This is a genomic window from Mycobacterium colombiense (assembly GCF_001672755.1).
Lineage (GTDB): Bacteria > Actinomycetota > Actinomycetes > Mycobacteriales > Mycobacteriaceae > Mycobacterium > Mycobacterium colombiense_C.
On sequence record NZ_LZKI01000132.1, the window covers coordinates 26,296 to 52,983 of the forward strand.

27 protein-coding genes are annotated in these 26,688 nt (G+C 68.4%); 6 read left to right on the forward strand and 21 right to left on the reverse strand.

Annotated features, from left to right (window positions below):
* Nucleotides 1–90 precede the first annotated feature (90 nt).
* Nucleotides 91–1,680, forward strand: a complete 1,590-nt coding sequence (locus tag A5708_RS18070) for an MFS transporter (protein WP_065029935.1) — start codon at nucleotides 91–93, stop codon at nucleotides 1,678–1,680.
* On the opposite strand, the gene mftG is transcribed toward A5708_RS18070, so the two are convergent.
* The 7 genes from mftG to mftA form a co-directional block, all read right to left on the reverse strand.
* The gene (gene mftG / locus A5708_RS18075; RefSeq protein ID WP_065029936.1) at nucleotides 1,674–3,095 is read right to left on the reverse strand and encodes a mycofactocin system GMC family oxidoreductase MftG; all 1,422 of its coding nucleotides are present in this window, start codon (nucleotides 3,093–3,095) and stop codon (nucleotides 1,674–1,676) included. The two genes, A5708_RS18070 and mftG, sit on opposite strands and share 7 nt — an antisense overlap.
* Before the next feature lie 8 nt (nucleotides 3,096–3,103).
* Nucleotides 3,104–4,516: a mycofactocin biosynthesis glycosyltransferase MftF gene (mftF, locus tag A5708_RS18080; RefSeq protein WP_065030062.1), complete on the reverse strand. Its 1,413-nt coding sequence runs from the start codon at nucleotides 4,514–4,516 to the stop codon at nucleotides 3,104–3,106.
* Entirely contained in the window at nucleotides 4,513–5,244 is a 732-nt protein-coding gene (gene mftE, locus A5708_RS18085; RefSeq protein WP_065029937.1) for a mycofactocin biosynthesis peptidyl-dipeptidase MftE, read from the reverse strand. Before mftE ends, mftF begins: the two co-directional genes overlap by 4 nt.
* Before the next feature lie 162 nt (nucleotides 5,245–5,406).
* Nucleotides 5,407–6,594 (reverse strand): pre-mycofactocin synthase MftD, encoded by a 1,188-nt coding sequence (gene mftD, locus A5708_RS18090; protein WP_065029938.1) that lies wholly within the window; start codon nucleotides 6,592–6,594, stop codon nucleotides 5,407–5,409.
* Between the two features lie 2 nt (nucleotides 6,595–6,596).
* Complete coding sequence (mftC, locus tag A5708_RS18095; protein WP_065029939.1) at nucleotides 6,597–7,802, reverse strand: mycofactocin radical SAM maturase; 1,206 nt, start codon at nucleotides 7,800–7,802, stop codon at nucleotides 6,597–6,599.
* Nucleotides 7,799–8,125, reverse strand: a complete 327-nt coding sequence (gene mftB, locus A5708_RS18100; protein WP_196772673.1) for a mycofactocin biosynthesis chaperone MftB — start codon at nucleotides 8,123–8,125, stop codon at nucleotides 7,799–7,801. Before mftB ends, mftC begins: the two co-directional genes overlap by 4 nt.
* On the reverse strand, nucleotides 8,110–8,199 hold the full coding sequence (gene mftA / locus A5708_RS18105; protein WP_007773607.1) for a mycofactocin precursor MftA: 90 nt from the start codon (nucleotides 8,197–8,199) through the stop codon (nucleotides 8,110–8,112). The genes mftB and mftA overlap by 16 nt, the downstream gene beginning before the upstream one ends.
* A 99-nt stretch (nucleotides 8,200–8,298) precedes the next feature.
* Here mftA and mftR point away from each other — a divergent pair, with 99 nt between their 5' ends.
* On the forward strand, nucleotides 8,299–8,895 hold the full coding sequence (gene mftR / locus A5708_RS18110) for a mycofactocin system transcriptional regulator (protein WP_196772674.1): 597 nt from the start codon (nucleotides 8,299–8,301) through the stop codon (nucleotides 8,893–8,895).
* A complete protein-coding gene (locus A5708_RS18115) occupies nucleotides 8,892–9,938 on the forward strand; it encodes a DUF2332 domain-containing protein (RefSeq protein ID WP_065029941.1) in 1,047 nt (348 codons plus the stop codon). Before mftR ends, A5708_RS18115 begins: the two co-directional genes overlap by 4 nt.
* A 60-nt stretch (nucleotides 9,939–9,998) precedes the next feature.
* Here A5708_RS18115 and A5708_RS18120 read toward each other — a convergent pair whose 3' ends face one another.
* Complete coding sequence (locus tag A5708_RS18120) at nucleotides 9,999–10,859, reverse strand: aldo/keto reductase (protein WP_081293004.1); 861 nt, start codon at nucleotides 10,857–10,859, stop codon at nucleotides 9,999–10,001.
* A 533-nt stretch (nucleotides 10,860–11,392) separates the two neighbouring features.
* Here A5708_RS18120 and A5708_RS18125 point away from each other — a divergent pair.
* On the forward strand, nucleotides 11,393–12,220 hold the full coding sequence (locus A5708_RS18125) for an inositol monophosphatase family protein (RefSeq protein WP_065029942.1): 828 nt from the start codon (nucleotides 11,393–11,395) through the stop codon (nucleotides 12,218–12,220).
* 22 nt (nucleotides 12,221–12,242) lie between these two features.
* Here A5708_RS18125 and A5708_RS18130 read toward each other — a convergent pair whose 3' ends face one another.
* From A5708_RS18130 to A5708_RS18170, 9 genes are all read right to left on the reverse strand, one after another.
* Entirely contained in the window at nucleotides 12,243–13,430 is a 1,188-nt protein-coding gene (locus tag A5708_RS18130) for an NAD(P)/FAD-dependent oxidoreductase (protein ID WP_065029943.1), read from the reverse strand.
* Between the two features lie 25 nt (nucleotides 13,431–13,455).
* A complete protein-coding gene (locus A5708_RS18135) occupies nucleotides 13,456–14,283 on the reverse strand; it encodes a mycofactocin-coupled SDR family oxidoreductase (protein ID WP_065029944.1) in 828 nt (275 codons plus the stop codon).
* A 90-nt stretch (nucleotides 14,284–14,373) separates the two neighbouring features.
* Nucleotides 14,374–15,195 carry an SHOCT domain-containing protein gene (locus tag A5708_RS18140; RefSeq protein ID WP_065029945.1) on the reverse strand — a complete coding sequence of 274 codons (822 nt, stop codon included), beginning with the start codon at nucleotides 15,193–15,195 and terminating at the stop codon, nucleotides 14,374–14,376.
* A gap of 91 nt (nucleotides 15,196–15,286) precedes the next feature.
* Nucleotides 15,287–16,057, reverse strand: a complete 771-nt coding sequence (locus A5708_RS18145; RefSeq protein ID WP_196772675.1) for a PE family protein — start codon at nucleotides 16,055–16,057, stop codon at nucleotides 15,287–15,289.
* A gap of 166 nt (nucleotides 16,058–16,223) precedes the next feature.
* Nucleotides 16,224–17,414, reverse strand: a complete 1,191-nt coding sequence (tuf, locus tag A5708_RS18150; protein ID WP_044483827.1) for an elongation factor Tu — start codon at nucleotides 17,412–17,414, stop codon at nucleotides 16,224–16,226.
* Between the two features lie 108 nt (nucleotides 17,415–17,522).
* On the reverse strand, nucleotides 17,523–19,628 hold the full coding sequence (gene fusA, locus A5708_RS18155; protein WP_081293005.1) for an elongation factor G: 2,106 nt from the start codon (nucleotides 19,626–19,628) through the stop codon (nucleotides 17,523–17,525).
* An 83-nt stretch (nucleotides 19,629–19,711) separates the two neighbouring features.
* Nucleotides 19,712–20,182 (reverse strand): 30S ribosomal protein S7, encoded by a 471-nt coding sequence (gene rpsG, locus A5708_RS18160; RefSeq protein ID WP_007767793.1) that lies wholly within the window; start codon nucleotides 20,180–20,182, stop codon nucleotides 19,712–19,714.
* Nucleotides 20,182–20,556: a 30S ribosomal protein S12 gene (gene rpsL, locus A5708_RS18165; RefSeq protein ID WP_007767794.1), complete on the reverse strand. Its 375-nt coding sequence runs from the start codon at nucleotides 20,554–20,556 to the stop codon at nucleotides 20,182–20,184. Before rpsL ends, rpsG begins: the two co-directional genes overlap by 1 nt.
* A 281-nt stretch (nucleotides 20,557–20,837) precedes the next feature.
* The gene (locus tag A5708_RS18170; protein ID WP_065029947.1) at nucleotides 20,838–21,482 is read right to left on the reverse strand and encodes a TetR/AcrR family transcriptional regulator; all 645 of its coding nucleotides are present in this window, start codon (nucleotides 21,480–21,482) and stop codon (nucleotides 20,838–20,840) included.
* 198 nt (nucleotides 21,483–21,680) lie between these two features.
* On the opposite strand from A5708_RS18170, the gene A5708_RS18175 reads away from it, so the two are divergent.
* Together A5708_RS18175 and A5708_RS18180 are read left to right on the forward strand one after the other, a co-directional pair.
* The gene (locus A5708_RS18175) at nucleotides 21,681–22,046 is read left to right on the forward strand and encodes a DUF3060 domain-containing protein (protein ID WP_065029948.1); all 366 of its coding nucleotides are present in this window, start codon (nucleotides 21,681–21,683) and stop codon (nucleotides 22,044–22,046) included.
* Between the two features lie 42 nt (nucleotides 22,047–22,088).
* On the forward strand, nucleotides 22,089–22,574 hold the full coding sequence (locus A5708_RS18180) for a DUF3060 domain-containing protein (protein WP_065029949.1): 486 nt from the start codon (nucleotides 22,089–22,091) through the stop codon (nucleotides 22,572–22,574).
* Between the two features lie 20 nt (nucleotides 22,575–22,594).
* Here the strand turns inward: A5708_RS18180 and A5708_RS18185 are convergent, their stop codons facing one another.
* The 4 genes from A5708_RS18185 to A5708_RS18200 are packed head-to-tail and all read right to left on the reverse strand — an operon-like array spanning nucleotide 22,595 to nucleotide 26,656.
* The gene (locus tag A5708_RS18185) at nucleotides 22,595–23,362 is read right to left on the reverse strand and encodes a crotonase/enoyl-CoA hydratase family protein (RefSeq protein WP_065029950.1); all 768 of its coding nucleotides are present in this window, start codon (nucleotides 23,360–23,362) and stop codon (nucleotides 22,595–22,597) included.
* Complete coding sequence (locus tag A5708_RS18190; protein WP_065029951.1) at nucleotides 23,359–24,078, reverse strand: PaaX family transcriptional regulator C-terminal domain-containing protein; 720 nt, start codon at nucleotides 24,076–24,078, stop codon at nucleotides 23,359–23,361. Before A5708_RS18190 ends, A5708_RS18185 begins: the two co-directional genes overlap by 4 nt.
* Nucleotides 24,079–24,080: 2 nt before the next feature.
* Nucleotides 24,081–25,019 carry a crotonase/enoyl-CoA hydratase family protein gene (locus A5708_RS18195; RefSeq protein WP_065029952.1) on the reverse strand — a complete coding sequence of 313 codons (939 nt, stop codon included), beginning with the start codon at nucleotides 25,017–25,019 and terminating at the stop codon, nucleotides 24,081–24,083.
* A gap of 8 nt (nucleotides 25,020–25,027) precedes the next feature.
* Nucleotides 25,028–26,656, reverse strand: coding sequence for an acyl-CoA dehydrogenase family protein (locus A5708_RS18200; protein ID WP_065029953.1), 1,629 nt, complete (start codon nucleotides 26,654–26,656; stop codon nucleotides 25,028–25,030).
* Nucleotides 26,657–26,688: the final 32 nt, after the last annotated feature.

The following is a 26,688-nucleotide window of genomic DNA, read 5'->3' on the forward strand; positions in this document are numbered from 1 at the left end:
GACCCACCTTTCTGTTTGAAAACGAGACTATCGGTCTACCTACAAGACTATTGGTCTCGAAACTCGCACGCTCCCAAGGAGGCGAACCGCATGGTCGAAACCCTGGTCCGGTCTGACCAGCGTACTGACGCGATCGGCATCGGCGATAGCTTCCGGGCCCGAAACTGGACGCTGGCCGTCGCCTGCATGGCCGTTGCCCTGGTGGTCGCCTCGATGACGGCACTGAACACCACGCTCGGCGACCTCGCGGTAGCCACCTCGGCCACCGCATCGCAGCTGAACTGGGTCGTTGACGGCTACACCGTGGCTCTGGCGTGCCTGTTGCTGCCGGCCGGCGCGATCGGGGACCGCTACGGTCGGCGCGGTGCGCTGCTGACCGGACTGCTGGTGTTCGCGATCGGTTCGATGGCGCCGGCGCTGCTGCACAATCCGGCCCAGATCATCGCGGGCCGGGCGGTGGCCGGGATCGGCGCCGCGTTCGTCATGCCCGCCACGCTGTCGCTGCTGACGGTGGCCTATCCAAAAGACGATCGCACCAAGGCCGTTGGCATCTGGGCCGGGACGGCCGGTTCCGGCGGCGTCCTCGGCATGCTCGGTTCCGGCCTGCTGCTTCGCTTTTGGGACTGGCACGCCATCTTCTGGTCGCTGGGCATCGCCGGGCTGGTGATCTTCACGCTGGCCTGCACCGTCGCGTCGTCGCGCGACGCGGGCGCACCCCGGGTCGACGCGCTGGGCGCGGTCCTGATCGGCGCGGCGGTCGCCATCGCGGTGGCCGCCATCCTGGAAGCGCCCGGGCGCGGCTGGAGCGACCCGGTGGTGTGGGGCGGGCTCGTCGTCGGCGCGGTGATCGCCGCGGTGTTCGGTGCCGTCGAGTTGCGCCTGGCCCTGCGGGGCAGGCAACCACTGCTGGACGTCCGGCTGTTCGCCGACCCCAATTTCGCCACCGGGGTGACCGCGATCGTCATCCTGTTCGGCGCCACCTTCGGGTTCTTCTACATCGGCATGCAATACGTGCAGCAGATCATGGGCTACTCCGCGCTGGCGACGGCGATCGCCTTCGGCCCGTTCATGGTGCCGCTGGGCATCTTCTCGGCCCTGTCGTTCTGGTACGTGCCCAAGCTGGGGCTGCGGCTGGTGTTGTTCGTCGGCACACTGCTGATGGCGGTCGGATTCGGGTGCATGTACGGGCTGGACCTGCACTCGACGTACTTCGAATTCGCCTGGCCCACCTTGATTCTCGCGACGGGAATCGGAATCTGCACGGCGCCGACGACTTCGGCGATCATGGGTGCGGTTCCCGACGAGAAGCAGGGGGTGGCCTCCGCGGTGAACGACACGTCGCGCGAGATGGGCGGCGCGCTGGGTATCGCGGTGGCCGGTTCCATCCTGGCCGGCCGCTACTCGCACGAGCTGGCACCCAGGCTGGCGGGATTTCCGGCACCCGTCCGCGGCCAGGCCACCGACTCGCTGGCCAAGGCCGTGGAGATCGCCGGCCGGCTCGGGCCCCAGGGGCGGCAGCTGGCCGACATCAGCAAGTCCGCGTTCCTGGCGGCCCTGCACGCCTCCACCATCGCGATGGCCGCGATCGTCGCCCTTGCCGCCGTGGCGATCGGGGTGTGGGCCCCCGGCCGCGACGGCCGCCAGCTACGCCCGGTGCGCCACCTGCTGTCGCGTCACTGAACGAACTCCGCGGCCCGGTGCCCGATCATCACGATCGTGGCGTGCGGGCCGCGGCTGGTGATCGCGGGCAGGATCGAGCCGTCGATCACCCACAGGTTGTCGATGCCCAGCACCCGGCACCGGGGATCGACGACGGCGCCCATCGGCGCCGTGCCGCACAGGTGCTGCGAGGTTGACCAGACGGCCGCCGCGGCGTCGATTGTGCCGCCTGCCAATTCGCGGGCCAGCTCGCTGCCCCGGCGCAGCGCCGCGACGTCCTCGGGCTCGCTGTCGTAGCGGTGCTCGATTCGCGGCGCCACGTCGGGGTCGGCCGAGACCAGCGTGATGCGCCCCCGCGCGCGCGGCTGCATCAGCGCCACCCCCAGGTGTGGCCAGTCGGCGTGACCGGCGGTGCCGTCGCCGGTCATCGCCACGAATCCGCCCGTGTACGGCCTGATCTCGAGGTCGTCGGCCGTACTGAGCACCACCTCCAGCACCGGCCGTCCGGGCGCCACCGTCCACTCGGTGGGCAGCACCCACTCGGCATGATCGCTGAACGACATGCCGACCGGCAGCGGCGCCAGCACCGGCACGCCGGCGGCGCGTAGCATCTTTTCTTCTCCGAAGCCGGAGAGCATCAGCAGGCGTGCGGTCTCGATCGCACCGGCGCACAACACGACCCGGTCGGCGGTCAGGGTCATGCGGCCGTGCGGGCCGACCGCGTCGACGCCGACCGCGGCGGTGCCGGCGAAACGCAGCCTTGCTGCCCGGGTGCGCGCGTGCAGGTTCAGGTTCGGCCGTCCCAGCGCCGGGATCAGGTATCCCGCGCCCGATCCCCGCCGCACTCCGTCGACGATGTTGAGCGGGACGGCGCCGATTCCTGAAACCTGTTCTGGTGTAACATCATTCAGGTCGGCTATCCAGCCGAATCCGGCGCGCTCGGCGGCGGCGATGAATCGCTCGGTGGTCCCGGTCATCTCGTGCGTGCGGCGCACCTGGATGGGGCCGCTGTCGCCGTGGGCGGGACCGTCGAAGTCCAGGTCGGTCTCGATGGCACGGAAGCTGTCCAGCACGTCGGCCCATCCCCAGCCCGGCATGGCCATGCGCTCGAAGTCGCGCGGCAATCCACGGCAGAAGTAGCCGCCGTTGATCGCGCCCGACCCGCCCACCGTCGCCCCGCGCACGAGGGGATGCCGGCGGACGGGCTCGTCGGTGAGGCGGGTCTGGTAGCGCCGCACCAGCGGGCTGCCGACACCTATGGGCAACTGCAACCCGTTGGCGGTCTGGGCGAGCAGTCCCGGATCGTCGAGCGCCGGCCCTGCCTCGAGGACGGTCACCGCGCACCGCGGATCGGCGGAAAGACGTTCCGCAACAACCGATCCTGCACTGCCGGCGCCGACGATCAGCACATCGCTGTGCGAGGCGGCTGTGGTCAAGGTGGTGGTTAACTCCGGATCTGGGGCTTCAGGGCGCGCACGTTGCGTTCACGTAGCACACCCCACCACAACCCCAGCCCATACGCCAGGTCGTCGACGCGCTTGAGCACCAGGTAGGTCGGCAGCCCGATCGGTTCGACGTCGTCACTGATCGCGTCGCGGCGGCGCAGCCAGTCGACCACCCCGTCCATCACGGCCGCGACCAGGACCACCCGCCGGAAATGGCGCGACATGGTGGCGGCCACCAGCGCCAGCGGCCAGTAGTGCCGGCACAACGCCGACGCCAGCTGCAGCGCCGCCGACCACAGGCCGCGGCCCGCGATCATCGCGACATCGGTCATCGACGTCTCGGCGCTGCGCATCGCCCGCGCGATCCGGTGGCCGGTCAGCACGGCCAGGACGATGGACGCCAGCCGCGACAGGGTGGACCCGAAGGCCATCAGAATCCACGTCATCAGCGCCCAGCCGGAGATCACCACCGGCGCCGTCTTATCCGGGTGGCGCACCGACAGCGGAGCCGCCGAACCGCCGTAAAAGGCTTTGCGCGCGAGCCAATCCCGTAGTTCGGTGCGGTGGTCGTGGGCGACCAGCGCGATCGGCTCGTAGCGCAGCCGGGTGCCCGACTCGATGAGCCGCCAGCACAGGTCGACGTCCTCGCCGGACTGCAGGGTCTCGTCGAACCCGCCGACCTCCCGGATCGCCGAGCACCGGCAGATGATCGCCGCGCTGGGCACGTAGGACACCGTGCTGTGCGGCAGCACCGGCGCCTCGCGCTCGCCGAGGTCGAGCGAGGAGTGCACCGCCTCGTAGCGCGCCACCACGTTCTCGCTGTGCGACAGGCCGACGATGCGGGGCGCGACCAGGCCGACCGTGGGATCGCAGAAGTGCCCGAGCAGCGCCTCCAGCCAGCCCCGGCGCGGTGCGACATCGGAGTCCAGGAAGGCGACGAAGTCCGTCCGGCAGGCCCCCAGCCCGGTGTTGCGGGCCGCCGCCGGGCCCTTGCTGCGGTAGTGGCGCAGCACCTCGATGTCGCAGTGCGCACCGACGAAGTCCTCCGGCTCGATCGGGGGGGACGAACCGTCGTCCACCACGACGACGCGCAGCCCCCGCAGGGAGCTCACCAAGCGTCGCACCCCAGAAAGGTTGTCCCGCACCGGGATTACCACCGTCACGTCATGGTGAGACGGGCCGCCCGCGGGCCGGGGGTGGGCCACAGTGGCGTCCAGCAGGGTGCGGGCGAGTTGGGCGCTGAGGTCGTCACGCACCTTCAGCCGGCCGTCCAAGAGCATGTCCTGCGCGGCGGGCGCCAACTTCAGCAGCCGGGTCGGCGAACCGCCCAGCAGCGCCGAGCCATCGCCGAGCACCCGCACGCGGCGGTCGACCTGGACGGCGAACCCGTTCGGAAGACGGGGCGCGCTCATGTCAGCATCCCGTCGGGCCCCGGCCGCCACCGGGAGACCCGCCGGACACAGCCGTCAACCATCTCGGTGAAGATCCGCTTGCCCTCCGCGGCGGTGGCGGTGGTCGGGTCGCCCAGCACCCCGACCGGGCTGACCGCCCCGACTCCCCCACGGCGCATTGACCCGAGCAACTCGGGCAGCGGCGCGGTGTTGCCGGCCACCGACCGCTCGGTCCGGACCACGGCCGGCGAGATGTGCAGCACCACCGAGGTTTCGGTATGGCCGGCGTGGGCGTCGCCGCCGGCGGTCAGGCAGGGGCACCAGCCGACGTCGCGGCCCTCGGTGCGCAACAGGGCCACCGCGCTGCTCAGCGCCTCGACATTGCCGCCGTGGCCGTTGACGAAGACCAGGCGCCGGGCCCAGTCGGCCGCTGACCTGCCGTACTCGACCAGCAGCAGCGTCAGCGCCTCGGTGCCCAGCGAGATCGTTCCGGCGAAACTCTGGTGCTCGCCGCTGGCGCCGTAGGCGATGGCCGGCGCCACCAGCCACCCGTGCCCGAGGCGGGCTCGAGCGTCGCCGGCGACCGCCGTCGCGATCCGGGTGTCGGTGTCCAGCGGCAGGTGCGGACCGTGTTGTTCGGTCGACCCCAGCGGAACCATTACCGACGCCGACGTGCTTGATAGCTGGCTCGACGTCGCGGTTCCCAATTCGCCGAGTACGGACACTCGGTGATGGTAGGACGAATTCACCTGGCGTGCACCAATTGTTGAAGCTTGAAAAAAACTTTTTTTCTGGGTCGTTTACTCGCCGTTCGAATTCTGGGCTCGTCCGTCACGGTTACCCCGCCCGTACCACGATTTGCGTAATCGTCACTTAATCGCAGATGTCCGCCCTGAATACTCGGGCTTTTGCTACCCGCTACCCGAGGGCACGCCCAGCGCCCGGGTGAATCCGGGCGGCACCAGAACGTGGTCCGGCCCGAGGTCGTGCACCGACGAGAGCCCGAGCCCCATCAGCGCCGAGTCGATGCCGCCGCGCAGAATGTCGAGCACGTTCTCCACGCCCGGTTGGCCGGCCGCGGCCAGCCCCCACAGGTAGGCCCGGCCGATCATCACCGCGCGCGCTCCCAGCGCCACGGCCTTGACGACGTCGCTCCCGCGCCGCACGCCGCCGTCGAGGAGCACCTCGATCTGATCGCCGACGGCCGCGGCCACCGCGGGCAGGGCGCGGATCGAGGCCGGCGTGCCGTCCAGGTTGTTACCGCCGTGGTTCGACACCGAAATAGCCGAAACCCCCGCGTCCACTGCCCTTTTGGCGTCGTCGACACGCATTACGCCCTTGAGCATGAACGGCCCGCCCCACAGCTCGCGGAGCCAGGCGATGTCCTCCCAGGTCGGCGGCGTCGTGCCCATCCACTCCCCGTACGCCTGGAAGAAGGGCGGCCCGGGTTCGCCGCGGCGGCCCTGGTTGGGAACGCGCAGCTCCGGCGGCCGCATGGTCTTCGCCCACTGCAGCAACCACCGGGGCTTGGTGATGACCTCCGGGCTCATCTTGACGATGGTCTTGAAGTCCATCTTCTCCGGGATCGACGGGCTGCCCCAGTCCCGGCCGTGCGAGAAGCTCCAGTCGGTGGTGACGATCAGCCCGACCGCCCCGGCCGCGCGGGCGCGCTCGACCCGCGCCGCGATCGCGTCGCGGTCACCGAGCCAATACACCTGGAAGAACAGCTTGGGGTTGGCCGCAACGACCTCTTCGATCGGCTTGCTGGCGAACGAGGACAGCCCCATGGCGGTGCCGCGGGCGGCCGCGGCCCGCGCCACGGCGACCTCACCCTCGGGGTGTACCGCCTGAACGCCCGTCGGCGAGATCAGCACCGGCAGCGAAATCTCTTGTCCCATAACATTGGTCGACAAGTCGCGCTTTTCCTGCGCGCCGATGACGTGCGGCGCGAATCCGAGTTCGCTGAACGCTGCCACGTTGTCGGAGACCGTGACTCCCTTTTCGCTGGCCGAAATCAGCGACGAGTAAGCCGATTTCGGCAACCGGCGCTTGGCGCGTTGCTGCGCGATGGCGACGGTCTCAAACCATGCGTCGGCCATCGTTACACCGGGCTTTCGCTACACATGCGTGCCGGCGGCGTCTCAGGCGTGACCGTAGGCGGCCGCACCGACAGGGTCAGCGGAACCGGCTGGCGGATGCGCTTGCCGCGGGAATGATCGGCCCGGGGGCGCGGCGTCTCGCGGTCGTGCGCCAGCGCCGTCGCGCTGTGGCCCTGCACGCATTCGGGATCCGGCCCGTCCAGCGGCAGGCCGGTGAAGAATTTGGCGGCCATACATCCGCCCCGGCAGCTGTCGTAGTGACCGCAGCTGCCGCAGGCGCCCGCCGACTGCGGCTCGCGCAGCTCGCGGAACAGCGGGGCGTTCTTCCAGACGTTGTCAAAACCACCGTCGGACACCACGTTTCCAGCCAGGAAGCGGTCGTGGATGGCGAACGGGCAAGCATACACGTCGCCGACCGGATCGATCAGGCACACGACGCGGCCCGCGCCGCACATGTTCAGACCGGCCAGGGCGCCGGATTGGCCGAGCGGGGCCAGGTGGAAGAAGGAGTCGCCGGTGAGCACCCGCTCGCCCTTGGCGACCAGCCAGTCATAGAGCTGGACCTGCTGGTCCGCGGTGGGGTGCAGCTCTTCCCAGACATCGGCGCCACGCCCGGAGGGGCGGAGCCGGGTGATCCGCAGCGTGGCGCCGTAACGGCTTGCCAGCGCGGCGAATTCGTCGAGCTGGTCGACGTTGTGCCGGGTGACCACCACGGAGATCTTGGCGTCTTTGAATCCGGCCGCGGCCAGATTCTCCAGAGCCCGCACCGCCATGTCGAACGAGCCGGGTCCGCGAACGGCGTCGTTGACCTCTGCGGTGGCGCCGTCCAGCGAGATCTGGACGTCGACGTAGTCGCTGGCCGCCAGCCGCGCGGCGACCTCGGGCGTGATCCGGACGCCGTTGGTGGAGAACTTCACGCCGACGTGGTGCTCGGTCGCGTAGTCGACCAGTTCCCAAAAGTCCGGGCGCACAGTGGGTTCCCCACCACCGATGTTGACGTAGAACACCTGCATGCGTTCCAGCTCGTCGATGATGTCCATGCATTGACGGGTGGACAGCTCGCGCGGGTCTCGCTTGCCCGACGACGACAGGCAGTGCACGCACGCCAGGTTGCAGGCATACGTCAGTTCCCAGGTGAGGCAGATGGGTGCGTCGAGCCCATGCTCGAACTGCTCGATCAGCCGGGGTACGGGGGCCGCTGTGGTCATTGATGGTCCTTCCGGGGCACCAGCATGTTGGACTCGACGAGCACACCCAGCGCATGCAGGTACGGGGCCTGCGCGGCGTCGTCCACGCCGGCCGCGCGGCAAGCGGACCGGATGTCGGGATGGTCGGCCAGCGACTGCACCACCGTGAGGATGGTGCGGTTCTTCAGAAACGACAGCTTGCGGGTACCGAAGTGGTAGAGCAGCGCGCCGAACGGTTCCGGCCGAACCGCTACCTGCGGGTGCAATCGCCAGCCGCGATCAGGATCGAACGGCGTCGCCGTCCGAGCCTGCGCGGGCGCGGGCACGGTCAGTAAACCCCGCACATGCCGTCGATGGACACCTCTTCGACCAGGGTCTCGGTGACGAGCTGGGTGTCAGTTTCGGTCTCGTGGTCCACGGGGCCTTGCCTTTCGTCCGGTCTTGACAACGATGGGGTCTGAGTCACACTCGCCGCCAGAATATGGCATCGAGTGCCGAAATGGAAGGGCGGGGTCCGATGATGCCGCAGCCGCGGGTGGGCAGGCGCCGCTCGACCACCCCGCACCACATCACCGACGTCGCCATCGACATGTTCACGGCCCGCGGTTTCGCCGACGTGAGCGTCGACGACGTCGCCCAGGCCGCCGGTATCTCCCGCCGCACCCTGTTCCGCTATTACGCATCCAAGAACGCCATCCCCTGGGGCGACTTCGACAACCACCTTGCCCACTTGCGCGACCTGCTCGACAACGTCGATGCCGGCGTGGGCCTGGGTGATGCGCTGCGCGCCGCGCTGTTGGCGTTCAACACCTTCGACGAATCCGAGACCGCCCGGCACCGGCAGCGCATGCGGGTAATCCTGCAAACCGCTGAGCTGCAAGCGTATTCGATGACGATGTACGCCGGCTGGCGTGAGGTGATCGCCGGGTTCGTGGCGCGCCGCCTGGACTGCAAGACCGCGGATCTGCTGCCCCAGACCGTCGCCTGGACGATGCTCGGGGTGGCCTTGTCGGCCTACGAGCACTGGCTGAGCGATGAATCCGTCCCGCTGCCGGTCGCCCTGGGCAACGCCTTCGACGTTGTGGGTGCCGGACTGGACGGGCTGACCGGGTGACGGCCGAGCACCTGGTGCACACCCTGCGGTCACAGGGCAGGTTCTGCGCCTCGTCGGGCTCGCCGATGTATGGCGAGCTGTTCGAACTGGTGGCCGGCGACGTCGAAGCCGGCGGCGTCTTCGCGACCGTCTTGGCCGGCCGCGAGGACGCCCCCTCGCGCGACGCCGTACCGCTGCGGTTGCTCGGCGGGCTGCACCGGTTGGTGCTCGACGGCCGGGCGGCGCGGTTGCGCCGCTTCTACCCCAGCACCGGCGGCGGGTGGGAGGCCGAACCCGCCTGGCCGGAGATCCTGGACGCCGCCGCCGGTCACGTCGACGCACTGCGCGCGGCGCTGAGCCGGCCACCGCAGACCAACGAGGTAGGCCGATCGGCCGCCCTGATCGGCGGACTCCTGCACATCAACCACGAATTCGGCTTGCCCATACGGCTTTTCGAGATCGGGTCGAGCGCGGGGCTGAACCTGCGGGCGGACCACTACCGGTACGGCTTCGCCGGTGGCCAGTGGGGGCCGAGCGACTCACCGGTGAGCATCGACGACGCGTGGCGCGGCGCGCTGCCGCCCCGGCGCGAGTTGCGGATCGTCGCGCGGCACGGGTATGACATCGCGCCCATCGACGTCGGCGACGCCGACGGGGAGCTGACCGTGCTGAGCTATGTCTGGCCCGACCAGGCCGCCCGGCTGGCGCGGCTGCGCGGCGCGATCGAGGTCGCCCGCCGGGTGCCGGCGGCACTCGAGCGCCGAACCGCGGCCGACGCGGTCGCCGGCCTGGCGCCGGCCGACGGTGCGCTGACCGTGTTGTGGCATTCGATCACCTGGCAGTACCTGTCCGCCGACGAACGCGCCGCGGTGCGCGCCCACGTGGAAACGCTGGCCGCCCGGGCCGGCGCCCGCTCGCCGTTCGCCCACCTCACGATGGAGCCGACACGCGACGGCCCGGGCGCACCCATCAGGTTCGTGGTGCGGGCCCGCAGCTGGCCGGATGGCGCCCCGCAGACCCTGGGCGAATGCCATCCGCACGGCGCGCCGGTGGACTGGCACTGATGCACGCAGCCGAATGCCCTACTGCGGTAAGGCATTCGGCTGCGTTTGAGGCCTGAGTTACTAGGTCCCCATGAAGGTCATGGGATCGTGCAGCACGCGGGTGCCGTCATGCAATCCTTCGATGGCCTCCATGTGCTCGGGGGCGAGGGTGAAGTCGAACACGTCCAGGTTCTGCGCGACGCGCTCGGGCTTGGACGACCGCGAGACCACGACGTTGTCCAACTGCAGGTTCCACCGAACCAGTACCTGGGCCGGGGTGCGGCCGTACTCGGCGGCGATCGATGTCACCGTCGGGTTCTCGAGCATCTTGCCGACACCCAGCGGGCTGTAGGACTGGGTCTGCACGTCGTGCTCGGCGTGGGCCAGGCGCAGGTCGGCCTGGTTGAGCCGAGGGTGCAACTCGACCTGGTTCACGGCGGGCACCTCGTCGGTTTCCTCGATGACCGTCGCAAGCAGTTCCTCGGTGAAGTTGCAGACGCCGATCGAGCGGACGTGCCCCTCGTCACGGGCCAGCTTCATGCCCTCGAAGCTCTCCACATACTTGCCCAGCTTCGGCGCCGGCCAGTGGATCAGGTAGAGGTCGAGGTAGTCCAGCCCGAGCCGGTCCAGGCTCGCCTTGCATGACTCCTGGGCGGTGTGGAAGCCCTGCTTCGACGTACCCAGCTTGGTGGCGACGAACAATTCCTCGCGGGGAATGCCCGAGGCCGCGATGGCGCGGCCGACGGCTTCCTCGTTTCCGTAGGAGGCGGCGGTGTCGATGAGGCGACAGCCGGCTTCCAGCGCCGCGAGTACCGAGCTTTCCGTCTCCTCGTCGGACAACTTGGCTACCCCCAAGCCAAGTACGGGCATCTTCGCCTCGTCATTGAGTGCGACGGTCGGAATCGCGCTGGGCGAGCTGTATATCTCATCAATCACTGTCACTTGCCAATCACCTGCCTGCTCAAGTTAGTGGTTATCTAGGAAAGGAACGATGATTCAGCGGCGGCCAACGGCCGGGCGGTTCAGCCAACGCACTGCGTTGTGCACGGTCCCGCAACATCGCCCGCTGCAGACAGTAGCGAAGCCCTGCAAGCGGTGCACCGAATGCCGCGACACTTGTCGACACAGCAAAATTCGTCACCGCTTGGAGTTACGAGTTTCCAGCACAATGCGTTTGGTATTGCTCTTGATGGCAATTGTGTGACACCGACTACAGCGCTGCATTCTTTCCCCTGACAAGCATTCCAAACAAACGCGTGCAGTGAGGTGCATCACCATCGAATTAGGCTGTGGCGTAAGGCTAATTCGCGTCGAACCTCCAGGCAGACGGGCGTACGCCAGTGAAAACCTTGACGGTCTAAGTGCTTTCGTTTCTGCGGAGTTCAGCGGGGTGCGTGCGACAGGAATTCGCCGATCCCTTATGCTCGACAAACGCCGACCGCACGCCAACACCGGAAGCGAGGCAGACCTGTCCCATGAAGACAATGCAAGAACTTTTCGAAATAGCCTGGCAGGCAACACAAATCGGTGCCACCACGCTCAAGAAATCGCAGCCGAGCTCGGTGCAGCACAAGGGTGACCGCGACACTGTCACCGACGTCGACCTCGCGATCCAGCGCGACATCGCCGCCTACCTCGCCCAGTCCACCCCCGATATCGCGCTACTGGCCGAAGAGTCCGAGCAGCAACCGGAGATCGAAACGTCCGAGTGGCTCTGGGTTCTTGACCCCATCGACGGGACGTCCAACTTCGTCCACGGCCTGCCGCTGTGCGCCGTATCACTGGCCCTGCTGCACGCCGGTCGCACCGTGGTGGCCGTCACCCACGCTCCCCTGCTCGGCAAGACCTACCACGCCATCGAGGGCAAAGGCGCTTTCGTCAACGGGCAACGGATCACCGCCAGCGCCACCGACAGCCTCAGCGGCGCCATCGTGTCCCTCGGCGACTACGCCGTCGGCCACGACGCCGGCCGGCTCAATCAGCACCGGCTGGCGCTCACCACCGAGCTGGTGCCCCGGGTCGAGCGCATCCGGATGATCGGGGCGGCGACGCTCGACCTCGCCTTCGTCGCCGAGGGCGCGCTGGACGCCTGCGTGATGATGTCCAACAAGCCGTGGGACACCGCCGCGGGGACACTGATCGCCCGCGAGGCCGGGGCCCAGCTCACCGATGCGCAGGGCAACCCGCACACCCACAGCTCCGCGTCGACGATCGTCACCGCGCCGGGTATCGCCGAGCAGCTCGCCACGGTGATCCGCAACACCGAGGTGCCCAGCGACCGGTACGCGGCCGCCGTCGGCTAGCCGCAGGAACGAAAGATACTGCTCAGCCCAGTATTTCGGCGATGGGTACGGCCGCGGCGATCTTGGCGCGTGCCTTCATGACCTTGCCGGGCATCCCGCCGCCGACCACCCCGACCAGGGCGCCGTCGCGTTCGTAGTAGGCCAGGAACTTGCGGCCGTCGTCCTCGACGACATGGACGATATCGTCGGCCTCCGGCTCGCCCAGGCACTGGATCTTGACGTCGTACTGGTCGCTCCAGAAGTACGGGACGACCACCACCGGCGGCACGTCCTGGCCAAGCATCGCGGGCACGACGGCACGGGCCTGATCCGCGACGTTGCTCCAATGTTCCACGCGCCCTTGATGTCCCGTCGCGTCACGCCACGAGGCGACGTCACCGAGCGCCCACACGTTCGGTGCGCTGGTGCGCCCGGCCTCGTCGCAGATGACGCCGTTGTCGACCTCGACCCCGCTGCCCTCCAGCCATTCGGTGGCAGGGCGCGACCCGATGCCCACGACCACGATGTCGGCCGGTAGTTCGATGCCGTCGCTGAGCACCACCGCCTCGACGCGCGAGTCGCCGCGCACCTCCGTCACCCCGACCCCGAGGCGGACGTCGACGCCCTCGGCACGGTGCAGCCGGGCCACCAGCTCGCCGATCTGCTCGCCGAGCACCGCGGCCAGCGGAGTCGGCTGCGGCTCCACCAGCACCACATCCACACCCAGGCTGCGCAGGCTGGCCGCCACCTCGCAGCCGATGAACCCGGCGCCGATGACGACGGCGCGCTGGGCCGCCGACGCGTGCTTGCGCAACGCCATGCTTTCGTCGAAGGTCCGCAGCACGCGGATGCCCTCCAGATCCGGGATCGCCGGGATGCGCCGGGGCACCAGGCCCGTGGCGATGACGAGTTCGGCGTAGCCAAGCGTGGACCCGTCGTCGAGAGTAACGGTCTGCGCCGCGGTGTCCAGGCTCCTCGCGGCGGACCCCAGTCGCAGGGTGATGTCGTTCTCGTCGTACCACTCACGCGGTTTGAGCGCGGTGTCGTCGACCTCCTTGCGCAGCACCTCTTTGGACAGCGGCGGGCGGTCGTAGGGCAGGTGCACCTCGTCGCTGACGATCGTGATGGGCCCGGAATACTCCGACCTCCGCAACTGCTCGGCGGTGCGGGCGGCGGCCAATCCGCCGCCGACGATCACGATTCCGTTGTTCGCGCTTGCGTCACTACTCACGTGGAGTTCTTAGCACGATGGCCGGTCAGTACTTTAGGGCACCCTTATCCACGGGGATCTGGGTGCCCGTGAGGGTGCCGGAACCGTCGCCGGCGAGCCAAGCCACCACGTCGGCCACTTCGTCGGCCGCCATGAAGCCGTTGGGCTGCACCGGCATTGGCGGAAAGCTGTGCACGAAGGTGGGATGCTTGGCGAAAATCTCCATCATCGCCTCGGGTTCGATCATCGGGGTGTCCACCGAGTACGGGTGGATGGAGTTGACCCGGATGCCGAATTCGCCGAGCTCGATCGCCAGCGTGTTGGTCAGCGCCGTGAGTCCGTGTTTGCTGGCCGAATAGTGGCCGTTGCCCGGGGTGGCCTTGATGCCCGCCGACGAGCTGACCACGACAATGGATCCGCCGTTTCCCGCCTCGATCATGGCGGGCACGGTGGCGCGCAGCGTGCGCCACGTGCCGGTCAGGTTGACGCCGATGACGGTGTCCCACTGCTCGTCGGTGAGCTCCCAAATGCGGCCCCAGCTCAGCACTCCCGCGTTGGCCACCACGATGTCGAGCCGGCCGAACTGCTCGATCCCGTCGGCCACCAGATCGCGCAGCGCGGCATCGTCGCGGACGTCGACCTGGCGGGTCAGGATCTTGCGGCCCTCGTTCTCCACCAGGCGCGCGGTCTCGTCGAGGTCTTCGCGGGTGGCGGGCGTGTAGGTCACGCTGGCGGACGCCGCCGCGCAGATGTCCAGCGCGATGATGTCGGCGCCCTCGCGGGCCAGCCGCACCGCGTGCGAGCGCCCCTGCCCACGGGCGGCCCCGGTGATGAACGCGACCCGCCCTTGCAGTGATCCGGCCTGTCCAGCCACGTGTAACCCCTTCGACCGCCGATAGACCAAGCCAGGCTAGCAGCGCAACTGAAACGTGTTCTAATTCACCCGGTGTAGCCGGGCGAGCCGTCAGATTTCGGCGATGATCGCCGCGCGCCGGCTGGTGTATTCGGCATCGGTCAGCGCCCCGCTGGTGTGCAGATCCCGCAGCTCCTGCAGCCGGGTGGCGATCGACGGTTCGGGCGGTGTGACGACCGCCGCCGCCGGCGCCGGCTGTGCGGCCGGGGCCTGCTGTTCGACCGCGCGGCGCACCACCGCCTGGATCTGGGCGCGCAGGGCCGGGTTCGACCGGATGTCGACCATCTGATTCAGCGCCACGTTGTTGGCCTTGAGGATCTGCAGGATCTCCATCAACGGGCCGGCCTGCCCGCTCAGATCGTAGGTTTTGTTGTCCTCAGCCACCGTGAACTGCGCGGGAACCAGGCCGTTGACCAAAGCGCTTCGCTCCCAGTCGATTCGGTATTCGCTGGTGGTCGGGTTGACCAGCACCACCACCTTGCGGGCGTTGAGGTTGCCGAGCCGGGTGACGCTTGCGATGACCCGGTCCGCACTGTCGAACGGCAGGAGTCCGGGGCCGGCGATGTGCAGGTGCAGCTTGACGACCTGCTGGTTGTTGACCCACGTCCCCGTCTCGGTGATTCCGGTGATCTGGGCGAGCGCCAGCACCCCGTTCTGCTCGAGCGCGGCCACCTTGGCCGACGACTTGGCGCCAAAGTTCGCCAGGGCGAGCGCGATCAGCACGTCGGCGACGGTGATCAGCAGGCCGACGTAGAACATCCACTGCAGCAGGCTGTCGAGGCCGAGGGTGAAGTACACGATCAGGAAGATCGGTCCGACCAGGCCGCCGCACAGCAAAACCACCAACTGTGCCTTCAGGTAGCGCGCCAACACATGCCCCTCCTCGGCTTACTGGGGAATCCGTGTCAGATTAGCGCTGGGGGTGTCGCGACGAATGCGATACGCGCAAACCGCGTCCGGTCGCCTACACCGACTCGGTGGGCACGATCGGCACCCGCTTGACCGGCGCACCGGCCGGTTGCGCCGGGTGTGCCGGCTGCGCCGCGGCCGGGGCGGGCGCAGCGGTGCGCGCCGACACCGGCATCGTGGAGGCTGGCGAGGTCTGCGGCGGAACCGCGGTCTGCAGCGGCGCGGCGGGGGTTCCGGCCGGCGTCGCAACCGAGGCCGCCGGCTGCACGGGGGCGGGCGAGCCGGCCGGGGCGTAGGCCGGCGTCACCACCCGCGCCGCGCCCGCCGGCGTGGTGGCCGAGGCCAACGTCGCCGACCCCACCGGGGCCGCCGCGATCGGGGTGCCGGCCGGTGCGGGTGCCACCGCGGCCGCGGCCGGCGCCACCGCCGCCGCCAGCGGTCCCGCGGGTGCGGTCGGCGCGGACGTGCCGACGGCACCGGCGCTCACCGCCGGCACCTGCGCGGCCACCGACGCCGGGGCCGCCGCGGTCTGCAAGGGCGAGGTGTTGGCGGCCTCCGCGAAGGCATACTGCGCCGCCCCGCCGTTCATCAGATTGACGAACTGGCTGTGGAACGCGGCGGCCTGGGCGCTCAGCGCCTGATAGACCTGGGAGTGCGCGTCGAAGAGCGCGGCGATGCTCGCCGACACCTCGTCGGCACCGGGGGCCAGTACCTCCGATGTCGGACCCATCGCGGCGGTGTTGGCAGAGCTGATCGTCGACCCGATCCTGGCCAAGTCCCCGGCCGCGGCCGCGACGAATTCGGGCGTCGCCTGAACGAACGACATCGGCACCTCCCGCAACGCGACGGTCAGGAGAATTATGAGCGAATCCTAAACCAGCGGCGCCGTTGCCGCATGGTTTCTCCCGCGCCGGTCGGGGCCGATGCCGCCGCCGCAACGCACAAAGCCCGGACTGCCGAGTCGGCAATCCGGGCTTTGCGGTGGTTCGAAACTACTTGATGATCTTGACGACCCGGCCGGCGCCGACGGTGCGGCCACCCTCACGGATCGCGAACCGCAGACCGTCGTCCATGGCGACAGGCTGGATCAGCTTCACCGAGATGTTGGTGTTGTCACCGGGCATCACCATTTCGGTGCCCTCCGGCAGCGTCACCACACCGGTCACGTCGGTGGTGCGGAAGTAGAACTGCGGACGGTAGTTGTTGAAGAACGGCGTGTGCCGGCCGCCCTCGTCCTTGGACAGGATGTAGACCTGACCCTCGAACTCGGTGTGCGGGGTGGTGGTGCCGGGCTTGGTCACGACCTGACCGCGCTCGACGTCCTCCCGCTTGATACCACGCAGCAGCAGCCCGACGTTGTCGCCGGCCTGACCCTGGTCGAGCAGCTTGCGGAACATCTCCACGCCGGTGACGGTGGTCTTGGTGCTGGTCGGCTTGATGCCGACGATCTCGACCTCTTCGTTGACGTTGATGATGCCGCGCTCGACACGACCGGTGACCACCGTGCCACGACCGGTGATGGTGAAGACGTCCTCGACGGGCATCAGGAACGGCTTCTCCGTCTCGCGGACCGGGTCCGGGATCGACTCGTCGACGGCTTCCATCAGCTGCTCGACGGACTCGACCCACTTGGCGTCGCCCTCGAGCGCCTTGAGCGCCGAGACCCGCACGACCGGGGCGTCCTCGTCGAACTCCTGGGCGGCCAGCAGTTCGCGGACCTCCATCTCGACGAGCTCGAGCAGCTCCTCGTCGTCGACCATGTCGGCCTTGTTCAGCGCGACCAGGATGTAGGGCACACCGACCTGACGGGCCAGCAGCACGTGCTCACGGGTCTGCGGCATCGGCCCGTCGGTGGCGGCGACCACCAGGATCGCGCCGTCCATCTGGGCCGCACCCGTGATCATGTTCTTGATGTAGTCGGCGTGACCCGGGGCGTCGACGTGGGCGTAGTGACGCTTCTCGGTCTGGTACTCCACGTGGGAGATGTTGATGGTGATACCGCGCTGACGCTCCTCGGGCGCGTTGTCGATCTGGTCGAACGCGCGGGACTCGTTCAGGTTGGGGTACTTGTCGTGCAGAACCTTGGTGATAGCCGCGGTCAGCGTGGTCTTGCCGTGGTCAACGTGACCAATGGTCCCGATGTTGACGTGCGGCTTCGTCCGCTCGAACTTCGCCTTCGCCACTTCTGTGTCCTCCTGGACTAGTTGGTGCTTGTTAAAGCAGTGTTGGTGTTTTCAGTTGTGCCGCGCCCAAGGCATTCCAATGACCCGGCAAGATTACTCCGCTGGCCGTTACTGGCCCGTCGCCTTCGCGATGATCTCCTTTGACACGTTCGCCGGCACTTCGGCGTACGAGTCGAAGACCATGGAGTAGTTCGCCCGGCCTTGGGTCTTGGACCGCAGGTCGCCGACGTAGCCGAACATCTCCGACAGCGGCACATGCGCCTTGACCACGCGCGCACCGCTCCGCTCCTCCATGGCCTGGATCTGGCCACGGCGGGAGTTCAGGTCGCCGATCACGTCGCCCATGTAGTCCTCGGGCGTGGTGACCTCGACGGCCATGATCGGTTCCAGGATGACCGGCTGCGCTTGCTGCGCAGCCTTTTTCAGCACCTGGGAACCGGCGATCTTGAACGCCATCTCCGACGAGTCGACCTCGTGGAAGGCCCCATCGAGCAGGGTGACCTTCAAGTTCACCAGCGGGTAGCCGGCCAGGACACCGTATTGCATGGCGTCCTGCGCGCCGGCGTCGACCGATGGGATGTACTCACGCGGGATGCGTCCACCGGTGACCTTGTTCTCGAACTCGTACGTCGCACCGTCTTCGCCGGTGAACGGCTCGAGGTTGATGATCACCTTCGCGAACTGGCCGGAGCCGCCCGTCTGCTTCTTGTGGGTGAACTCGACGTTGTTCGCCGCCCGCTTGATGGTCTCCTTGTAGGCAACCTGCGGCTTACCGACGTTGGCCTCGACCTTGAACTCGCGCCGCATGCGGTCCACCAGGATGTCCAGGTGCAACTCGCCCATACCGCCGATGACGGTCTGGCCGGTCTCCTGGTCCAGGTGCACCTTGAAGGTCGGGTCTTCCTCGGCGAGCTTCTGGATCGACAGCGACAACTTCTCCTGGTCGCTCTTCGTCTTGGGCTCGATGGCCACCTCGATGACCGGGTCGGGGAAGGTCATCGACTCCAGCACGATCTGCTGGTTCGCGTCGCTCAGGGTGTCACCGGTGGTGGTGTCCTTGAGCCCGATCACCGCGTAGATGTGGCCCGCCGACGCGGTCTCCACCGGGTTCTCCTTGTTGGAGTGCATCTGGAACAGCTTGCCCAGCCGCTCCTTCTTGCCCTTGGTGGCGTTGATGACCTGGCTGCCGGAGTCGACCTTGCCCGAGTACACCCGGACGTAGGTCAGCTTGCCGAAGAACGGGTGCGTCGCGACCTTGAACGCGAGCGCGGAGAACGGCTCCTCGGTCGACGGTTTGCGGGTGACCTCTTCGTCCTCCTTGCCCGGCACGTGGCCGACGGCCGGCGGCACGTCCAGCGGCGAGGGCAGGTAGTCGATGACGGCGTCCAGCATCGGCTGCACGCCCTTGTTCTTGAAGGCGCTGCCGCACAGCACCGGGTAGGCCTCCGAGCTGATGGTCAGCTTGCGGATGGCGCCCTTGATCTCCTCGACCGTGAGCTCCTCGCCGCCGAGGTACTTCTCCAGCAGCGCCTCGTCGGTCTCGGCGACGGCCTCGAGCAGCTTGGTGCGGTACTCCTCGGCCTTCTCGGCCAGCTCAGCCGGGATCTCGATGGTGTCGTAGGTTTCGCCCAGCTTCGTCTCGCCGCGCCACACCTTGGCGTTCATCTCGACCAGGTCGACGATGCCCTCGAAGTCACCCTCGGAGCCGACGGGCAGCTGGATCGGGATGGCGTTGGCGCCGAGGCGCTCCTCCATGGTCTTCACCGAGAAGTAGAAGTCGGCGCCGATCTTGTCCATCTTGTTGACGAAGCAGATGCGCGGAACGTCGTACTTGTCGGCCTGCCGCCAGACCTGCTCGGACTGCGGCTCGACACCTTCCTTGCCGTCGAAGACGGCCACGGCGCCGTCGAGCACGCGCAGGCTGCGCTCCACCTCGACGGTGAAGTCGACGTGCCCGGGGGTGTCGATGATGTTGATCTGGTTGTCTTTCCAGAAGCAGGTGGTAGCCGCGGAGGTGATGGTGATCCCCCGCTCCTGCTCCTGCTCCATCCAGTCCATGGTGGCGGCGCCGTCGTGCACCTCACCGATCTTGTAGCTGATACCGGTGTAGTAGAGGATGCGCTCAGTCGTCGTCGTCTTGCCGGCGTCGATGTGCGCCATGATGCCGATGTTGCGGACCTTGGTGAGGTCGGTCAGCACGTCCTTCTGTGCCACAGAAGTCTTCCCACTCTTTCGATTGCTTGGTTGTTCGCTGTCGCTTTGCGCCCGGCCACCCTGCCTTGACGCGGTTGGAGCCCCTACCAGCGATAGTGCGCGAAGGCGCGGTTGGCCTCGGCCATCTTGTGGGTGTCCTCGCGCCGCTTGACGGCGGCACCGAGGCCATTGCTGGCATCCAGGATCTCGTTGGCCAGCCGCTCGACCATGGTCTTCTCGCGGCGTTGCTTGGAGAAGCTGACCAACCAACGCAGTGCCAGCGTCACGGAACGATCCGGACGCACCTCGACGGGGACCTGGTACGTAGCGCCACCGACGCGGCGGCTGCGCACCTCGAGGGAGGGCTTGACGTTGTCCATTGCGCGCTTGAGGGTGATCACCGGGTCGGTACCTGTCTTTTCCCGGGCGTTCTCGAGCGCTCCATAAACAATGCGTTCGGCCAGCGATTTCTTCCCGTCCAGCAGAACCTTGTTCACCAGCTGCGTCACCAGCTGCGACCCGTAGACCGGGTCATTGACCAACGGACGCTTCGGCGCGGGCCCCTTGCGCGGCATCAGCTCTTCTCCTTCTTGGCGCCGTAACGGCTGCGAGCCTGCTTGCGGTTCTTGACACCCTGGGTGTCCAGCGAACCGCGGATGATCTTGTACCGAACACCGGGCAGGTCCTTCACACGACCACCACGCACCAGCACCATCGAGTGCTCCTGGAGGTTGTGGCCCTCGCCGGGGATGTACGCGGTGACCTCAACCTGGCTGGTCAGCTTCACGCGGGCGACCTTCCGAAGCGCCGAGTTCGGCTTCTTCGGAGTGGTGGTGTACACGCGGGTGCATACGCCACGGCGCTGCGGGCTGCCCTTCAGGGCCGCGGTCTTGACCTTGGCGACCTTGTCGCGGCGACCCTTGCGGACCAGCTGCTGAATGGTTGGCATCTACCGGCTTTCTGTGTTCGTGTTCGGCATACTTCTAGCGTTTACAAGTCTGTGTACTGCAGTTATGTCCGGTCGCATCACCCCGCGCCCGGGTGTGTCGCATGCGCTGCGCACCGGACTTGGTCCGATGCTCCGTGGACACGCGAATTTGCCCGGCATCCACTCCCTTACGGTTAGGCGCCGTAAGCCGCCAGGCACGAGGGACCACAATACCCGCCGCCGGTCTCGCAGGTCAAAGCGACGGCGGCGCCGGCCGGGCGCTGGGCGTCGCGGCCGTCGGACTAGTAGCGGGCGCCATCGGCGGCGGTGCGCCTTTCCAGGCCCGCCGCCAGCCGCAGCACCATGTCGGAGAACAGCGCGTCGGTGTCGATCTCGTCCATCACACCCGTCATCTCCAGCAAAACAAACCCGTGCAGCGCGGACCAGAACTCCAGCGACGCGTGGAACGCCGCCTCGCCGTCGAGTCCGTAGGACGACAGCACGGCGATCACCGGCGCTGCGGCGCCGCGGGTTGCGGCGGTGTACTCGGGATCGTCACCGCCGAACGGCATCCGGGTGAAGGCCGAGTAGCGGCCCGGGTGGTGGTGGGCGTAGCTGCGGTAGGCCCCGGCCATCACCAGCACCGCGTCGTCGCGGGCGCGGCCCTCGCCGACCCGGTTGAGCATCGTGATGATGTCGTCGATGACGCGGATCCGCACCGCGCGCCGCAGGTCTTCCAGGCTGTCGACGTGGTTGTACAGCGACGGCCCCTTGGTGCCCAGCTGCATCGCCAGCGCGTTGATGGTCAGGGCGTCCCAGCCCTCGCGGTCCAGGAACGTCAGGGCGCCGTCGATGATCCCGTCCCGGCTGAGCTTGGCCGGACGGGAGGCGGGCCGCCCCGCGCGCTGGCGCCCGGCCGCCGGCGGCGGATCCGGTGGAGCTGCCATGGCGGTCGCCCTTCGATTGCGTGAACGGGTTGCGGTTAACTAATGACTCTAGTTGACGCCCGTGCAGAGATTAATCTCCCCGCAGCGGATACGAGCTTCCGGCAAAGGAAAACAAAGTCTGCCACCGGGCAGGCAAATGCACGTAATGTCATGCTTGCCTCGTTTCGAGCAGCCGACCCGTCCCAAAGGGGGCCCGCAGTGAAGTGGACGACTGTCGCCGGTTCGGTGGCCGCGTGTGCCATCGCCGTCGTCGGCCTACCGGGGGTCGCGCAGGCCAAGAACGGTGACACCCACGTCATCGGGCAGGACATCGAGCAGACGATCGACTGCAACGACGCCACGCTCATGGTCAACGGCACCGGCATCAACGTCACCGCGCTGGGCAACTGCTATGCCGTGACGGTGATGGGCTCGTCGAACACCGTCATCGCCGACTCGGTGTCACACGACATCACCGTGTACGGCTATAACCAGACGGTGTTCTACAAGAGCGGTCAGCCCGCCCTGTGGGACCGCGGCCGCGAACTGGGCATGACCAACCGGCTCCAACAGGTGCCGGGCTAAACCGTGGCAGCACAACGACATCCGATCAAGAATCGAGGAAACATGCCCGCCTACATCCGTGACCGCTCGCTGCGCCTGGCCGTGCTCGCCATGACACCGGCCGCGGCGGCCCTGGTGCTGGCCGGCTGCAGTTCGACGGCCAACCCGCCGGCGGGGTCCTCGACCACCACCACCAAGAGCAGCGCGACGACCAGCGCGGGCGCCGCGCCGACGACGGGATCGGGCGGGGCGAGCACCACCGCGTCCATCGAGATCGGCAACACGATCAACTACGGATCGATGGGCACCACAACCACCCTGGACTGCGCCAGCGGCAAGTCGCTGAACGTCGGCGGCTCGGACAACAACCTGACCATCACCGGCACCTGCGAGACGGCCACCGTCAGCGGCACCAACAACAAGATCACCTTCGACAAGGTGAACACCCGCATCACCGTGCTGGGGATGAACAACACCATCACCTACAAGGACGGCGACCCCAAGGTCGACAAGATCGGCCAGAGCAACACGATCAACAAGGGCAGCTGACCACCCGCGTCCACCAGCTGCTAGCCGGCCGGCGCCCCGTGCCGTCCCGCGCCCGCCGCGAAGCGCCCGGCCCCCTCGTTCGCCTCCGCGGCCACCCGCGAGATGCTGGCGAATTCGAAGTCGATCGCGTCGGATTCGGTTGCGCCCCATTGGTGTAGCGCCGAGAGCCGATCCGAGCGCAGGCACTGCTGCGGCAGCGCCGCCAGTTGCGCCGCCAAATCCTCGGCGGCCTGGCGCGACCGCCCCTTGGGCACAACCCGATTCGCCAATCCGATGGCCAGGGCTTCGTCGGCGGCCACCGCGCGGCCGGTGAGGATCAAGTCCATCGCGCGGCTGTGCCCGATCAGCCGCGGCAGCCGCACGGTGCCGCCGTCGATCAGGGGGACGCCCCAGCGCCTGCAGAACACGCCGAACACCGCGTCTTCCTCGGCCACCCTTAAATCACACCAGATGGCCAGCTCCAGGCCGCCGGCAACGGCGTAGCCGCTGACCGCGGCGATGACGGGTTTGGACAGCACCATCCGCGTCGGGCCCATCGGGCCCGGGCCGGTGCGGTGCACTGCGTTGGCGTCGGGCGTGCCGAAGGCCTTCAAATCGGCTCCGGCGCAGAAGGTTCCGTTGTCGCCCCACAGCACCGCCACCGACGCGGCGTCGTCGCGGTCGAACTCCTCGAACGCCGAATACAGCGCGGCGGCCGTCGGGCCGTTGACCGCGTTGCGGGCCGCGGGCCGGTTGATGATCACCGTGGTCACCGGGCCGTTGCGCTCGACCCGCACCGGTTCACTCATGTCGCCTCCGCAAATAGTGGTTCGCGCCGCCGCAGCAGCTCAGCGGCGAAGTCGTGGTAGGCCGTCCGCAACCGGGCGCCGGGCCAGTCGGCCGGCAGCAGCTCGTCGGGCAGCACGGGGTCGGTGAGCAGGTGGCGCACCGTCGCCGCGGCCACCAGAAAACGGGCGGGAATGTCGGGCGCGGCCGCCATCTCGTCGAGCAGCCGATGGCCGGTCTGGGCCCAGGCGGGCAGGTCCCACAGCTGCGCGGCCAGCTCGGCGGGGTCCTCGTCGCGCGCCCGCAGCACCCTCGCCTGGGCGGTGATCTCGGGGCCGAGCTCCGCGTCGATGTTGTCGGGCCGCATCCACACCCCTTCGCGGAGCTCACCGAAGCGCTTGTCGTGCAACGTTGTTCGCAGCGCCGCGCGGGTGCGCGCGTCGTTTCCGACGCTCGTCACGATCAGCGTGGCCCACTCGCCGCCCCAGGGGTGCACCCGCGGGTCGATGGCGTCGTCCTGGCGCCTCTGACGTGCCAGCAGGCGATCGGAGAGCCGGTAGCCGTCGGCGGAGCGGATCAGGTCGCCGGCACCGACCATGCGGGTCAGCGCCACCCGCAGCGTCGACTCCTTGATACCGAAATCGGAAGTGAGCCTGACCAATTCGCTGGCCCGGGCGTGTGCGGGGTGGGCGCCGAGCAGCACGCTGAGCACCACCGACCGCGCCGTCATGTCCGGCATCGCTACACTCCGGACGCGCGGCGGCCGTGGTCGCCGAACGGTTCGTCGCGGTGCCGTACCGCCTCGCGGAATCCGTGTTCGACGGCGTCGGCGACGAAGGCGTGCCCCTCGGGCGTGTGCCGGGCGACACCGTCGAACACCGTGCTGACCATCCGGCTGGTCGCCACGCCCTGTTGCAGCAGTGCGGAATTCAGCGCGAGCTTGACCATGATCAGCTGGTTGACGGGCACCGCGGCGATCCGCTCGACCAGTCGCTCGGTGCGCCCGTCGAGCTCTGCCGGGTCCGGCGCCTCGACCGCCCATCCCCACTCCACGGCCTGAGCGCCGGTGATGCAATCGCCGGTGAACAACAGCCTTTTCGCGCGCTGGTCGCCGAGGCGGTGCGCCCACAGGCCGGCCGCCGGGACGCCCCACACCCGCGTCGGCGGGTAGCCGATCTTCGCGTCGGCGGCGGCAATCACCTGGTCGGCGTGCAGCGCGATGTCGGTACCGCCCGCCACGCAATAGCCGTGGATCTTGACCACCGTCGGCTTGTCGGCGTGCATGAGGCTGGAGAAGCCCCGCACGAAGCGGCTCATCATCTGATAGTCGATCATCGGGTCCCACGGCTGATCGGCTACGTGGTTGACCGCCTGGGTCTTTCCGTCCAGCACGGTGCCCTGGTACGCGCCGGTGCCGCCGGCCGAGCCGGTGCGATCGGCGTAGGCACTCAGGTCGAAGCCCGCGCAGAAGCCCTCGCCGCGACCGGACACCAGGATGACGTGCACGCTCGGGTCGAGGTCGGCGCGCTCCACCAACGCCGAGAGTTCCAGCGGGGTGTCCGCGACGATCGCGTTGCCCTTGTCCGGCCGGTTGAACGTGATGCGCGCAACCCGATCGGTGACCTCGTAGGTCATCGTTTTGAGGTTGTCGAAGTCGACCGGCCTGATCGCGTGAGTCATGTTGTGGCTCAGCCCTTTACCAGCGCCCGCTCCAGGATCGGTGCGAGGTCGAGCCCGTCGGGCATGGTGCCGAAGGCACCGCCCCACTGTCGGTCGAGCCGGGTGGTCAGGAAGGCCTCGGCGACGGCCGGGTGGCCGTGGCGCACCAGCAGCGAGCCCTGCAGCGCCAGGCAGATGTCTTCGGCCACCTTGCGGCCGCGGTAGGCGATGGTCTCCAGGTCGGCCAGCTGATCGCGCAGCCGCGCGACGTGGTTGGCCAGGCGGGGATCCTGACCCGCGCCGTCGGCGAGCTCGTCGAACAGCACCTCGACGCACTCGGGGCGGGTTGCCATGGCGCGCAACGTGTCCAGCGCGCTGACGTTGCCCGAGCCCTCCCAGATGCCCATCAGCGGCGCCTCCCGGTACAGCCGCGGCATGCCGGAGTCCTCGGCATAGCCGTTGCCGCCCAGGCATTCCAGCGCCTCGGCGGCGTGCGGCGTCGAGCGCTTGCACACCCAGTATTTGCTGGCCGCCAGGCCGATGCGGCGCAGCAGCGCTTCGGTCTGGTCGCCGCGCACGGCCCTGTCGGTGGCGCCGGCCATCCGCATCGCGACCATGGTGGCCGCCTCGGCCTCGACGGCCAGGTCGGCCAGCACGTTGCGCATCAGCGGTTGGTCGATCAGGTAGGCGCCGAAGGCCTTTCGGTGCTGGGCGTGGTAGATCGCCCGGGTCAGGCCGGTGCGCATGCTGGTGGCGCTGCCCAGCGTGCAATCCAGCCGGGTGAGGTTGACCATCTCGATGATGGTGGGCACGCCGCGCCCTTCCTCCCCCACCAGCCACGCGATCGCGCCGTCGTATTCGACCTCGCTGGACGCGTTGGCATGGTTGCCGAGCTTGTCCTTGAGGCGCTGCAGGAACATCCGGTTGCGGGTGCCGTCGGGCAGGACGCGGGGCAGCATGAAGCAGGACAGCCCGCCCGGCGCCTGCGCCAGCACCAGGAAGATGTCGCACATCGGCGCCGAGGTGAACCACTTGTGACCGGTCAGGCGGTAGCTGCCGTCGGCGTTGGGGGTCGCCTCGGTGGTGCCGGCGCGCACGTCGGAGCCGCCCTGCTTCTCGGTCATCGACATGCCCGCGGTGATGCCCGGCTTGGTGGTGGCCGGCCTGAGCTCGGGGTCGTATTCGCGGCTGGTCAGCAGCGGCTCGTAGACCTTGGCCAGCTCGGGGTTGAAACGCAGCGCCGGGACGACGGCGTACGTCATCGAGATCGGGCAGATGTGGCCCGGCTCGACCGTCCACACCGACGTTTTCGCGGCACGCACGACGTGAGAGCCCGGGCGGTCGTCGGCCCAGGGCGCGGCGTGCATGCCGTGGGCGATCGCCGCGCGCATCAGTTCGTGGTAGGCGGGGTCGTATTCGACCTCGTCGACGCGGTGACCGTTGCGGTCGTGGGTGTGCAGGACGGGCCGGTTGCGGTCGGCGAGCTCGCCCCACCGCTGCGCCTGGTGGGTGGCCGACAGCGCGCCCACCTCGTTCACCTCGTCCAGGCCCCACTGCCCGCCCTCGCGGATCAGGGCCTCGATCAGCACCGCGGAGCCGGCGGGGTTGTGGTTTTCCAGGGGCGGGACCTGATTGGTGACGACATGGGTGTCCGACATGCCACCAATGTTACATTTTTCCGACAGTTGCA